The sequence below is a fragment of the Nitrospira sp. genome (genome assembly GCA_037045225.1).
Taxonomy (GTDB): domain Bacteria; phylum Nitrospirota; class Nitrospiria; order Nitrospirales; family Nitrospiraceae; genus Nitrospira_A.
This window is the reverse complement of the sequence record JBAOHZ010000009.1, coordinates 1,607,192-1,619,699: the sequence shown is the minus strand read 5'-3', so window position 1 is coordinate 1,619,699 and position 12,508 is coordinate 1,607,192. Positions and strand designations below refer to the sequence as shown.

Below are 12,508 nucleotides of genomic sequence, written 5' to 3'. Positions count from 1 at the left end.
GGGCGAGACGCTGGGGAATTGTTTCGGTTGCCTGCTAAAAGGACGGAGCGAGTCCGCTGCCTCCTGCACCGTCATGCCCTACGAATCGAACGGCATCTCCGTCTTGCACCAGCGAATCCTCGCTGGCGATGCGTTTGTTGATGGTAACCAGGACTTTCTTTTCCCGCAATAGCTGGAGCATGTGGCGAAGTCCGCGGCCCTGTCGTTGAATCACTTGGCGAACGGTCACCGGGGCAGGGAGTTCGCAGGCGAGGTCCCGTTCTCCATCAGTGGTCTGTAGTTGTCCCATCAGCGTAATCGTAATCATGCGACCTGTGTCCTCCCGTTGATCTGTCGTCGTATCCGTGGCGCTGCCCAACCCAGGGGCAAAAATTGACTCCCCACGCCGGCCGCGACTAATATTATCACTATGCAATCCCTCAATATCCAGAGTCCGGGCATGCCCGATCTCCAGTTTGTCTTGGTCGTGTCGGCCTTGTGCACGTCCGGTCTGGACACGCTCAACGTTCCCGAAGAACTTCGGCGGAGGGTGTTCGACGCCTGTTGGGCCCTCGTGAGTACCGACTCACCCCCAATCACGCCTCGGGAACGTGTGCTGGATTTACGATCCGGTACGGAGCTGACGCTGGACGCGATCGTAGCCACTATTCGTCGGCTCTTTGCAGAAGCGGGAATTACCACGCTCACTTGGGAGCATGCAGCTAGCGATCCGACGCGATCCAGTAGCCCTGCAGCTGAGCCGTTGATTGATCGATTGCAACAGCTCTATCCAGATCCCCCTCCGACTTCTGGTCCCTCGGATCGAAACTAGCGGCCTCTTCTTGGCTTCACGCATCCGACTTCGGGTGAGGAAGGCGAAGCCTCCTTTTCCCGTGAGCGCGAACGAGGTATGATGGCGCGCGTGCTCTTCAATGTGATTTAGGAGGTGTCTTGCAGATTACGCCTACGCCGCTTCAGGGTCTTTTTCAGATCGAACCCGATGTCTTCGGAGATGCCCGAGGAAAGTTCGTCGAGATCTTTCGTGAATCACGATACGACGCGGCTGGAATCGACAAACCCTTCGTGCAGGATAATTTTTCCTGGTCCGTTCGCGGCACGCTGCGCGGACTTCACTATCAGTTGACCCGGCCTCAAGGGAAATTGGTCATGGTCGTCAAGGGAACGGTCTATGATGTGGCCGTCGACATTCGACAAGGATCACCGACATTTGGGCAATGGTATGGGGTAGAGCTGTCCGAGAGTAACATGCGGCAGTTGTATATTCCTCCCGGTTTTGCCCATGGTTTTTGTGTGCTGAGTGAAGAAGCCGGATTTCTGTATAAGTGTACAGAGGTGTATTCGCCGCCGGACGAGCGCGGCATTCTCTGGAATGATCCGGCTCTGGCGATTGACTGGCCGATCACGACGCCGCTGTTGTCGGCGAAGGATCAAGCCTACAAGTATTTGGCCGACATGATGACGGAATTGCCTTCGTACGTCAGCCGCTAGTGCTCTGCCGGTCTCCCAGCTGATTCGATTCCCCCCTCCGTTCTTCCTTGATCAGTTTCCGGGCGGCGTGGGCACTGAACCCACTCACTCGTCACCGCTGTCGATCTTGAACGTATCTTGCCGAGGTGATCCTTCCTTATCGCTGGCAGGCTGCAGCCGCGCCAGCCTTGCTGTCAGATGGGCCTACGTGCTATGTAGGAATGATTCCTGACTTGAAAGCAACATGATGAAGGTGCATCCCCAGGAAATTGAGGCGCGTTTTCGTCGGCACGCGGTGCGTGTGACTCGACAGCGGGCGGCCATATATGCGGCTTTGGCGGAAACGACCAGTCATCCGAGCGCCGAGGACCTCTATCGAACGGTGAAGCGCCAACAGCCGTTGATGTCGCGCAATACCGTGTACTACACGCTGGGGGTGTTGCGCCAAGCTGGATTGGTGCGGGAAGTGAACGTGGGCCATCATGTGGCGCGGTTCGACGGCAATGTCACCGCGCACCATCACCTCATCTGTTTGGGGTGCAGTCGAATTATGGATGTGATGGATGAGGGGTTGAATCAGTTGGCCCTCTCGCATCGGCAGGCGCGGGGATTTCAGGTGCTCGGGCATCGGGTTGAGTTTCGCGGATATTGTGCGGAGTGCCAGCACGCGCAAGAGAACGTGATGAAGCGTCGCGAGTAGAGGAGAGATTCGTCAATTTATCCAAGGAGGAGTGTATGGGAAACAGTTTGAAGGGCACAAAGAGTCATGAGAATCTCAAACACGCGTTTGCCGGGGAATCACAAGCCAACCGGCGCTATCTCTATTTCGCGCGTCGCGCCGACATTGAAGGCTATCCGGATGTGGGCGGGTTGTTTCGCGACACGTCTGAAGCCGAAACGGGCCACGCGTTTGGCCACCTGGATTTCCTGAAAGAAGTCGGGGACCCAGCCACTGGTGTGCCGATCGGGAACACCGAAGCCAATCTGAAGTCTGCGATCGAAGGGGAAACGTACGAATATACGCAGATGTATCCGGGCATGGCGAAGACGGCGCGTGATGAAGGTTTCTCGGAATTGGCCGAGTGGTTCGAGACCTTGGCTAAGGCAGAACGGTCCCATGCCAATCGGTTTACCAAGGGTCTTGATAGTTTGAAACAAGGCTAAGGCGCGTGTGATTTTCGCGTTCAATCATCAGCGATCAGCGAGGGCGCGATTGGATAGCCTCGCTGGTTGCTGCTGGCTGCGCGTGTGACCCTGTCTCCTCCATGACACAGCTCACCCTGATCAACCCGATCGACCCGAAGGACCTGGAGAAGGATACCCTGCGGATCTATGACGTATGCGACGGCTGCCGCCGCTGCTTCAATCTCTGTCCCTCCTTCAATACGCTGCTGGATCGAATTGATGAATACGCGAGTGACGTGACCAAGTTCACGGCGGCTGATCATCATCGCGTCGTCGACGAATGTTATTACTGCAAGCTCTGTTTCAACCATTGCCCGTATACGCCGCCCCATCACTACGGCATCGACTTTCCGCTCCTGATGGCAGTGTGGAAAAAGCGGCTGGCTATCGAGCGTGGGACCCGGTGGCGGGATTGGTTCCTCACGCGAACTGACCTGCTGGGACGACTGAACAGCGCCTTCGCGCCGCTGGTCAATTGGGGGTTGGGGCAGCGGTGGGTGCGAAGCGTCATGCAGACCGTATTAGGTGTCCACCGTGACCGGCAGGTGTTGCGCTATCAGCGTGAAACATTCGTGCGTTGGTGGGCGCGCCGGTCTTCGTCCAGGAAGGCGACGGCCAGCAAGAAGGCCGCTCTGTTTGCCGGGTGCCTGGTGAACTATCAAGCGACCGATGTGGGCAAAGCGACCGTGCAGGTGCTCGAAAAAAACGGGGTAGACGTCGCACTGCCGGACCAGTCCTGTTGCGGTATGCCATCGTTCGATATCGGCGATACGGCGGCAATGGTGGCCGCGGCAGAGCGCACGATCGCATCGCTGAAATCATGGGTGGATCAGGGCTATGATGTCGTCATTCCCACCCCCAGTTGTAGTCTCATGGTGAAGCGGGAATATCTGAGTTTGGTGGCCGGAGACGATGCGAAACGAGTGGCCGAGCATACGTATGACATCAGCGAGTACCTCATGAAGATGAAGCGTGAGGGCGGCTTGGCCATGGATTTCACGCAGAAACCTGGGCGGGTGGCGTATCAGGTACCGTGTCACCTGCGGGATCAAAATATCGGCTTCAAATCGAAGGAACTCATGGAATGTGCCGGGGCGAAGGTTGAGGTCATAGAAAAATGTTCCGGGCATGACGGGTCGTGGTCGGCCAAGGTCGAGTTTTTCCCCCTCTCCATGACGATTGCACAAAAAGCCGTGCGTGTGGTCGAGCAGACGCCGGCTGATCTGGTGGCGTCCGATTGTCCACTGGCGGGACTTCAGTTGAATCAGGCCGGTGCCGCGGCCCATGTGGGTGGGAGAGCTGCACAGCATCCCATTCAGATTGTCCGCGATGCCTATGGATTACCACGAGACCCGCGTGCCTCCTAAGTCGTAACCTCTTGCGCAGCGGGCGGGTTCTGTTTCACTCTGGACTAGACATGAAAACACTCACACTGCAGGACCTGATTCCTCACGACGAGTACGAGCGGCAGCGCGAGCCGTATCGTCAGACCATCATTGAGCTCAAACGGCGTCGGCGGATCAGTCTTGGCGAGAAGATCACGATGGTTTTTGAGAATCGGGAGACCGTGCGGTTCCAAATTCAGGAAATGATTCGCGTCGAGCGGATCTTCGATCCACAGAAGGTCCAGGAGGAATTGGATGTTTACAATGCCCTCCTCCCGGCCCCTGGTGAGTTGAGCGCGACGCTCCTGATCGAACTCACGGACCCGGACACGATGAAGCACTGGCTGGATCTATTTATGGGCTTGGATCACGGCCAGAAAGTCGGTCTCCGGGCCGGAGGAGACGTCGTCTACGGCGAGTTCGAGGGCGGCCATAGCCATGAAACGAAAATCAGCGCGGTTCATTTCGTCCGCTTTCGTCCGACACCTGCGATGGTCACGGCCATCGCCGATCAGGCTGCGCGAGTCGCGTTGACAGTGCATCATGCCGGGTATGACGCCGAAGCCGAGGTGCCGTGGGTGACGCGACAGGAATGGCTTGCAGACTTACGGCAATAAGAGTCAATTCAACGATCGCTCTTGAAAATTGGGTCTCGAACATTGAGAATTGGATCGTATGGCGTCTGTGCTCCTGAATAAACGCATAGAGTTCTGCGCCTCTCACCGGTACCACAAGCCGGAGTGGGACGCAGCGAAGAACCGCGCCACATTCGGCGCCTGTAATAACGATCCCGGGCATGGTCATAACTACATGTTGGAAGTGACGGTGGCCGGGGAGGTCGATCCGCAAACCGGTATGGTCGTGAACCTCTTCGATCTGAAGCGGGTCTTGCTGCAGGTTCTGGAAGAGTTTGATCACAAACACCTGAATTTGGATCTCCCCTATTTCGAACACCAAATCCCAACCTCAGAAAACATCGCGCGAGTCCTCTGGGACAAACTTCAGGTGCAGCGGGATATCGGCACCCTTCAACGGCTCTCTCTGTACGAGGATGAGGACCTGTGCGCTGATCTCACTGCGGAAGCAGGCCTGGAGGTGGCCTCAGTGACCAGGCGGTATTCGTTTACCGCTGTGCATGACGGCCATCGCGGACATACCTGGGACTTGTTCGTCTCAGTGCATGGACCGATTGATCGTGAGACCGGCATGGTCACGGATATTGTCGCGTTGGATCGCCTTCTGAAAGAGCGCGTCCTGGTACCGTTCGACGGGCGGGATCTACGCATTGTGTTGGCGACCCCTTTTGTGACCGGTGAATATCTGGCCAAGGCGGTCTGGGATCGTATTGCCTCGTCCATTCCAGCGGGGACTCTTCAACTCGTCAAGCTTGTCCAAACTCGCGACGTCTCCTACGAATACGCCGGCTAATTCGCATCGTCTCCCCTCGCACTCCCGCAGCCTCTCTGTCCCGATGCACCTGTGGCTAGCCGCGTCATTGCACCGCCTGCATTTTGTTCCGCTGCTCGGCAGTTCTTGCCGGGTATCCTGTGTCGCGCGCATCGCGAGTACACAAATCCCCTGAGTTTCAGGCCTGCCTGCCGGCTGTACGCCTGGCCCGAAAGTTGTATCTCTGTGCGAGGGCTGGGTCGTTCTGTTCGTTTGAATCGGGAGGTGCTGACACCATGATGTCTCTCTGGGAATTCTTCGGCCAAGATGTGACGCTCTTCGGGCAGCTCCACAGTCCGATGTTGAGCTGGCTCGGTTCCGGCGGCCTGATCGCCCTGTTCTTGTGGCATGCCGGGCGCCTGACGACGGCCATTTCCACGGTGCAGAGGTGCTACACCCGTGTCTGGCCGACCCTGACGAGCCTCACAGCCGACCGTAAGAGCTTGCAATCGGACTGGTTGACTGTTCCTAGTTTGAGCGATGTGAAGAAGCCGGGGAAATCAACCGGCGGTCAATCGGATCGGGTCGATTTGGATGATCTCCATACGCTCGACAAGGCGATGCGTCGGGAACCGCGTCTCGAGGCGGCCTGGTTACATTTTCGTAAGACCTTCATCGTGGAGCGCACCGCCTGGTTTATCGAGCCGAAAGTATTTGCGACCCGCACCGCGGCGGAATTTTTCCCTCGTGATTTGTTGAATAGCCGCTTGAATCTGGCCTTTTACCATCAGTTCCCGTCGTTGATTACGGGGGGCGGTTTATTGCTCACGTTTCTGGCCATCCTCATCGGCTTAAGCAAGCTTCATGCGGATGGATCGCATATCGTGGGGATCCAAGGGTTGATTAACGGATTAGCCGGGAAGTTCCTCACGTCGATTGTCGGGTTGCTCTGCGCCAACCTCTTTGTGCTGTTGGAGAAGTCTGCTTTGCATCGGTTGGGGACGACTCAGCAGCAGTTTGTCACGATGGTCGACGAGCTCTTCCCCCGCAGAACCATGGAGCAGATGTTGGAGAACTTCACGCCTGGGGCAGGGCCGTCACAAGCGTCGGCTGCGGTGGGGACGGTGCCCGGCGACCTTGGCGATCGGCTGGTGGGTACCCTCAGTGATCGATTGAGTCCCACCGTGACGGCGCTCAAGGAGGCCGTGGAGGTGCTGAGCCGGAGAGAGCCGGGAGGGCGATCCGTTGCGCCGGATCGGTTGGCCGAAGAATTGTCGCGGGTGATGCAGCAGACGATGGCGGCCCCGATCCAGGAGTTGAACCAGGCGATCCAGACGCTGGCACGCTCGGTCGAGGAACTCAAGCATGATCACGCGGGGGCCCCGAATGTCGGGACGAACGCGAGAGAATGGGACTCGACCTGCTTTGATGACACGTTGCCGTCAGAGTTGGAGGAGAACATCACCCCGGACGGCGGGATGCTTGGGTTGCGCTGGTTTGCGAATTGGCGGCAGGGGACCTCAATGAAGGGAGTGGCCTGATATGCGTATCAACCCCTCGCCGGACCTACAGGAGCACTCGTCGACGCTCACGATCGGAATTACGGATTTGATGACCTCACTCGCGGTCATCTTCATTCTGCTGTTCAGCGCCTATGTCACCAAAGTGTCCGAAACGGAACCACAGGCGAACGTGCCGGCACCCATCCCGGCGCCGGATCGGAAGGTGGCCCGGATAACGACGGATGATATGAAGGGGCTGCTACGGGATCATTTCCAACGATTTGACCTGTCGCTGGATGCCGATCCTGCGGATCCCAATGTGGTCCGAATCGTCGTGCCGGAGGCGTTGCTGAATTTTGAGTTCGGCAAGGGCGCGCTCTCGTCGGTGGCGGACCGCTTTCTCGCGGATGCGATGCCAACCTATGCGGCGTTGCTCTGCGGTGCCATGCGGGATCGCATCGATTCACTGGTGATCGAAGGGCATACCGATGATCGCGGGACAGATATCTACAACTTGAAATTGAGTCAGGAGCGTTCGCTGAATGTGATGGTGAAGGGACTCGAGGTGATTCAGGATTCGGCGCCCTGGGCCTATCACTGTTTTCACGAAAAGACGTCTGCCAGCGGGCGAGGGCGGCAAGATCCCATCATGGATGAGGCTCGTGTCCTTGATCGAGACAGAAGTCGTCGAGTGGTGTTTAAGATTCGCCTGAGGTCCGCAGACCAGGTGGCAGACGCCAATCACGCCATGCGGCTTCGTGAAGAGCCAAGCTTCAGCTCGCGCCTGTTCTAACGACCTTCCATCGCCTGTCCATCCCTTGCGCAGCGAAATCCGACATCGTTCCGGCGGGTATCCGGCGCATAACCTGCGCGATTCGCCGACCGGATGGTCGTGGAATCATTGTTCCATGCGCCTCCACGCAAGGCTCTGAGTGGTCCCGCCGAAGGCCCCTTTGGGTTGTCGCGCGCACTGAATTGATAGTAGGTGGGATCGTACAGATCGGCGACCCATTCCCAGAGATTCCCGGCTAAGTCGTAGACGCCATCCGGTGTTTTTCCCAATTCATAACGTCCGACATTGCTGAGGGCGTCATATCCTTGCCATCTGGTTTGCCCTGCATTGGCATGAGCCTTGGTCGGGTGCACACTGCCCCACGGGTAGATACGTCCCTCGTTGCCGCGAGCGGCAATTTCCCATTCCGCTTCTGTCGGCAATCGTTTCCCGACCCATCGGCAATAGTCACGCGCATCGTACCAATTAACGCCGGCCACAGGCTTCTGTTCGTGAGGGCCGGCGGTGGCCTCATTCCACTTGAACGGCGTCTCCGGTTTCTGGGCGGCCAGGAACTCGCTGTACCGGGAGACTGTGATTTCATAGATATCGAGATAAAAGGGTTTGACTGAAACGCGGTGGACCGGCTGTTCATCCTCTTGACCGCGGTCGCTGCCCATGGCGAATTCGCCGGCAGGAATAAGTACCATCGGCGTATCCTGGCGGGTGCCGATCAGCTTGGCGGGTGGCTCGGCAACGCGAGAGATGGACGGCATCGGAGCGACCGCACGTGATGGAGATGGTGAAAGATCTGCTGTTTCGGCCGACCCTGTGAACAGGAGGCACTGGAATAGGGCGAGGGCAATGGCGAAGAGCAAATGAGTTTGCAATCTCTGACAGGTAAGCGATGGCGAGACGGCCGGTGTGTGTAGCCTCACCCGCATATTGTATCCTGTTCCGGGGAAAAGTGTGAAGTCGACGGGGTGCGTGGCCTGCGAGGTGGCCCCATCACGTCAGGGTTCAGGAGTTTGGTGAGGCCTATCGAGAGGGGCCTGTTACTTCAGCAAATGGTCGGAGATTAAAGCCGCCAATTCGGCCGGTTCAACCACGCCTTCACGAGTCAGCAGCAGTTTGCCCTCCGCAAAGAAGTGCGTGGTGGGATAGGTCTCAAACGTATGGGCTTTCTTGATCTCGCGGCATCGGCCTGGCACGTGCATCTTGGCCTTGCCGATCTTAATGGTGGGAAACTTCGCCGCGGTTTCTTCCAGAATGGGATCGTATTGCTTGCAGGGCTCGCAGGTGGCGAGGCCATAGGCTACCACCGCCCCTGAACTCTCGGTGAATTCCTTATAGTTCTCGTCTCGAACGTCTTGGACCGTGCCGGTCATGGAATCTCCTCGGCTAGAAGGGGTGATCGAGGGGGAGGGCGTCGTAGTAGCCCCTTCCCCTCGGTCTTTGTCCCGGCGTTTAGCTCAGTTTTGCGAGGGCGGCGAGAATGTCCTTATCTTCCCGCGCGACCTTGATTTCTTGAACTTTGACGTAGGCAACTTTGCCGTTCTTGTCGATGATGACCGTGGCGCGCTTCCCGCAGTTCAGCGGTTCAAAATACAGTCCGTACTTCTTCACGACTTCGCGGTTGAAGTCGGAGAGGAGGCGGTGTTTGAGGTCCAGCGAATCCGCCCAGGCCTTGTGAGAGAAGAAGCTGTCGCAGCTGACGCCGAACAGTTCGGCGTGCGCGCTTTGAAACTTCGGGAAGTCATCGGTCAGGCACTTGTTCTCGCCCTGACAGACCGGGCTCCAGTCGAGCGGGTAGAACGCGAGGACGACATTGCTCTTCCCTCTGAACTCGCTCAACTTCACGTCCTTCTGGTCCTGATCCTTTAATGTGAAATCCGGCGCGGTATCGCCGACCTTAATTTCTGCAGCCACATCACTCATTGAGAATCCTCCTAGGTTAGACCTACAGCACTACGCAAAACTCTTTCGTGGTACCACGCCTGGAAAAACCTTGTCAACGGGGCCAGAAGGCCTAGGGGGCAGAGGGACCAGTTGTAATTATTTGATTCTGCGAGGTTTTGCGGACTTTTTGAAGTGGCGGGTCAGAAGCTGCCGGTGGTGATTTGTCGGAATGCCATCATGCGGCCGGTCGGCGCTGCTGTGCGATGTTTAATAAATCGAATGGTGTGGGCAAGGGCCGGAAGGTCCAGCGAGCTTCCCACTTTTTGGTTCTGTCCGGCCCGTAAGACGCTGTCGGTCGCAGCCTTCAAGAGGGCGATGGTCCCGGCGTCCGGAAGGCCTCGGGGCTGAATCACTTCCAGTTCGTCCAGGCCGAACTTGCTCAATCCCAATGTATGGAACCATTCTGATGATTCATCGGCACTCTCGCTTTGTTGCACGGTGACATGGTCGCGGGGAAAGAAGACATTCAATGGTCGATCATGCCAATCCGAAGGATTCAGGTATTCGTGGCACAGGACATCGAAGGCCGTGCCTTGCGTGAGGAGTGTCAGGCCGCGGGCGAGGCGAGCGGCGACGAGCACCGTATCGGCAATGCTGCTTGGAGCGGCGGTGGCTGGTGAGACGGCCCCGAGTTGCTGGTGATCCCAGGAGAGGACAGGTTGCCATTGTGCGGCGTCGGATTGAGGAATGCTGGTCAGGAGATAGGACTGCCATGAGCCGTGGTTGACGCTGACGCGGCCTCCGGCTTCATGTCCGAGGTAGGTGAGGGGCCCCCCGTACTGAAGGTCGTACCAGATCTTCAGTTCGTCCAGAGACGGCGGGGCCCCGCGATAGCCGACCAGGTAGAGTGGAGGCTTCGCGGGTGCAGGTTTCGGGGATTTTTTCCGAATCTTCATGCCGGCCGCGCTCAGCAAGGCGCTGGGCGCCTGCAGACTTACTTGGAGCTTTTCTTCGCTTTCCGGCGGTCGTCCGGATTCAGGAGCCGCTTGCGGAGGCGGAGATACTTCGGCGTCACTTCAACCAACTCGTCCTGGCCGATGTATTCCATGGCGAATTCCAGCGACATCTCGCGTGGCGGTGTCAGCACCAAGGCCTCGTCCGTGCCGGCTGCGCGCATGTTGCTCAGTTGCTTCTGCTTGCACACATTCACGTCCAGGTCCTCGTCGCGGCTGTTCTGGCCGACGACCATGCCCTGGTAGACTTCGACCGATGCCCCGATAAATAACTCGCCGCGTTCTTGCGTCATGAACAGGGCGTAGGCCGTGCTGGTTCCGGCTTCGAAGGCCACCAATGACCCGTGAGGTGCTACGAGGAGCGCCTTTTCATCCGCTGGGGCATACCCGGAAAACACGTGGTGCAGAATGATGGTGCCGCGCGTCTTCGCCAGCAGGATGTTTTTCAGGCCGATAATGCCGCGTGTCGGGATATGGTATTCGATATGCATTTCGCTGGCCGTGCCTTCGGAATGCACAAGCTTCATGTGGCGAAGCTCGCCTCGTCGTTTCCCGATTTCTTCAATTACCGGACCTTGATATTCAGAGGGCACCTGAATGGTCAGCTCTTCAAACGGTTCCGTGACCGTATCGCCTTCCCGGTGCAGAATGACCTCAGGCTGCGAGATCTGTAGCTCATACCCTTCGCGACGCATTTGCTCAATGAGCACTCCGAGATGGAGTTCGCCGCGGCCGGCTACGAGGAACCGGTCAGCGCTATCAGTTTCCTGCACACGCAAGGAGACGTTGGTTTCCAGCTCCTTGAACAGCCGTTCGCGCAGGTGGCGCGAGGTAAGGTATTTCCCGTCTCGACCGGCGAACGGGCTGTTGTTGACCGAGAACGTCATCTGCACTGTCGGTTCGTCGATCGTCACGCGCGGGAGCGCGACGGGATTCGCCGGATCGGCAATGGTATCGCCGATGTTCACCTCTTCGAGTCCGGAGAGGGCCACAATTTCTCCCGCTTCAGCCGTTTCGACATCGGTACGTTCAAGGCCCGAGAATACGGCAAGGTCGGAAATCTTCCCCGGAACCTGACCGCCGTCCTTGGTAAGAGTCACCACGTTTTGGCGGCGAGCAATGGCGCCGGATTGAATTTTCCCGATGCCCATTTTCCCTTTGTAGGAGTCCTGAGCGAGGGCCAGCACGAGGAGCTGGAAGGGGGCCTCCGCGTTGATCGCCGGTCCCGGGATCTTGTCGAGAATCGTTTCCAGGAGCGGAGAGATCTCCGTTCCTGGCTGCTTGAGATCGAGGGTGGCCACGCCCTTGATGGCGGAGGTGTAGACGATAGGGAAGTCCAGCTGTTCGTCGGTGGCGCCCAGGTGCACGAAGAGATCGAAGGTGCGATTGACGACATCATCGATGACGGCATCGGGGCGATCGATCTTGTTGATGACGACGATGGCTTTATGTCCGAGGGCCAACGCTTTCCGCAGGACAAACGTGGTCTGCGGCATCGGGCCTTCTTTGGCGTCGACGAGGATCAACACGCCATCCACCATGCGAAGCGTCCGTTCCACTTCGCCGCCGAAGTCTGCGTGGCCCGGCGTGTCGACGATGTTGATCTTCACGCCTTTATAGGTCACGCTGGCATTCTTGGCTCGAATTGTGATGCCACGCTCGCGCTCCTGATCCATTGAGTCCATGATGCGCTCACCCATGTCATCGATTTTGCGATGGACGTGGGTCTGGCGCAGCACGGCGTCGACGAGCGTCGTTTTTCCATGGTCGACGTGCGCGATGATGGCAATGTTGCGGATGTTGGTCCGACGACCTTGCGGCGCGTGCAGACCTGATGTGGTGGATGAGGGCGCTGAGCTGTTCATAATCTCCAATGCCGTGAAAGTGCCAAAAAAAAGA

General features: G+C 57.8%; 15 protein-coding genes. 9 read left to right on the top strand and 6 right to left on the bottom strand.

What is annotated here, in order from left to right; translation table 11 throughout:
* Positions 1-34: 34 nt before the first annotated feature.
* Positions 35-307, bottom strand: coding sequence for a MoaD/ThiS family protein (locus V9G17_08305; protein MEI2752592.1), 273 nt, complete (start codon positions 305-307; stop codon positions 35-37).
* A 132-nt stretch (positions 308-439) separates the two neighbouring features.
* Between V9G17_08305 and V9G17_08300 the strand changes: the two genes are divergently transcribed.
* The 9 genes from V9G17_08300 to V9G17_08260 all read left to right on the top strand — a co-directional run bounded on the left by V9G17_08300 (position 440) and on the right by V9G17_08260 (position 7,718).
* On the top strand, positions 440-811 hold the full coding sequence (locus V9G17_08300; protein ID MEI2752591.1) for a hypothetical protein: 372 nt from the start codon (positions 440-442) through the stop codon (positions 809-811).
* A gap of 119 nt (positions 812-930) precedes the next feature.
* Positions 931-1,488, top strand: a complete 558-nt coding sequence (rfbC, locus tag V9G17_08295; GenBank protein MEI2752590.1) for a dTDP-4-dehydrorhamnose 3,5-epimerase — start codon at positions 931-933, stop codon at positions 1,486-1,488.
* A gap of 223 nt (positions 1,489-1,711) precedes the next feature.
* The gene (locus tag V9G17_08290; protein ID MEI2752589.1) at positions 1,712-2,167 is read left to right on the top strand and encodes a Fur family transcriptional regulator; all 456 of its coding nucleotides are present in this window, start codon (positions 1,712-1,714) and stop codon (positions 2,165-2,167) included.
* 35 nt (positions 2,168-2,202) lie between these two features.
* Positions 2,203-2,631 (top strand): rubrerythrin family protein, encoded by a 429-nt coding sequence (locus tag V9G17_08285; protein MEI2752588.1) that lies wholly within the window; start codon positions 2,203-2,205, stop codon positions 2,629-2,631.
* A gap of 101 nt (positions 2,632-2,732) precedes the next feature.
* Positions 2,733-4,019, top strand: a complete 1,287-nt coding sequence (locus tag V9G17_08280; GenBank protein ID MEI2752587.1) for a heterodisulfide reductase-related iron-sulfur binding cluster — start codon at positions 2,733-2,735, stop codon at positions 4,017-4,019.
* A gap of 50 nt (positions 4,020-4,069) precedes the next feature.
* Positions 4,070-4,654 (top strand): DUF3501 family protein, encoded by a 585-nt coding sequence (locus V9G17_08275; protein ID MEI2752586.1) that lies wholly within the window; start codon positions 4,070-4,072, stop codon positions 4,652-4,654.
* A gap of 58 nt (positions 4,655-4,712) precedes the next feature.
* Positions 4,713-5,465, top strand: a complete 753-nt coding sequence (locus tag V9G17_08270; protein ID MEI2752585.1) for a 6-carboxytetrahydropterin synthase — start codon at positions 4,713-4,715, stop codon at positions 5,463-5,465.
* Positions 5,466-5,719: 254 nt separating this feature from the next.
* Complete coding sequence (locus tag V9G17_08265; protein ID MEI2752584.1) at positions 5,720-6,964, top strand: hypothetical protein; 1,245 nt, start codon at positions 5,720-5,722, stop codon at positions 6,962-6,964.
* Position 6,965: 1 nt separating this feature from the next.
* Positions 6,966-7,718 (top strand): OmpA family protein, encoded by a 753-nt coding sequence (locus V9G17_08260; protein ID MEI2752583.1) that lies wholly within the window; start codon positions 6,966-6,968, stop codon positions 7,716-7,718.
* Here V9G17_08260 and V9G17_08255 read toward each other — a convergent pair.
* The 5 genes from V9G17_08255 to typA all read right to left on the bottom strand — a co-directional run bounded on the left by V9G17_08255 (position 7,715) and on the right by typA (position 12,474).
* Positions 7,715-8,473, bottom strand: coding sequence for an SUMF1/EgtB/PvdO family nonheme iron enzyme (locus V9G17_08255; protein MEI2752582.1), 759 nt, complete (start codon positions 8,471-8,473; stop codon positions 7,715-7,717). The two genes, V9G17_08260 and V9G17_08255, sit on opposite strands and share 4 nt — an antisense overlap.
* A 279-nt stretch (positions 8,474-8,752) precedes the next feature.
* Positions 8,753-9,085 (bottom strand): thioredoxin family protein, encoded by a 333-nt coding sequence (locus tag V9G17_08250; protein ID MEI2752581.1) that lies wholly within the window; start codon positions 9,083-9,085, stop codon positions 8,753-8,755.
* A 79-nt stretch (positions 9,086-9,164) separates the two neighbouring features.
* Positions 9,165-9,635, bottom strand: a complete 471-nt coding sequence (locus V9G17_08245) for a redoxin domain-containing protein (GenBank protein ID MEI2752580.1) — start codon at positions 9,633-9,635, stop codon at positions 9,165-9,167.
* Between the two features lie 161 nt (positions 9,636-9,796).
* On the bottom strand, positions 9,797-10,552 hold the full coding sequence (locus tag V9G17_08240; protein ID MEI2752579.1) for a hypothetical protein: 756 nt from the start codon (positions 10,550-10,552) through the stop codon (positions 9,797-9,799).
* Positions 10,553-10,590: 38 nt separating this feature from the next.
* The gene (typA, locus tag V9G17_08235) at positions 10,591-12,474 is read right to left on the bottom strand and encodes a translational GTPase TypA (protein MEI2752578.1); all 1,884 of its coding nucleotides are present in this window, start codon (positions 12,472-12,474) and stop codon (positions 10,591-10,593) included.
* Between the last annotated feature and the right edge of the window lie 34 nt (positions 12,475-12,508).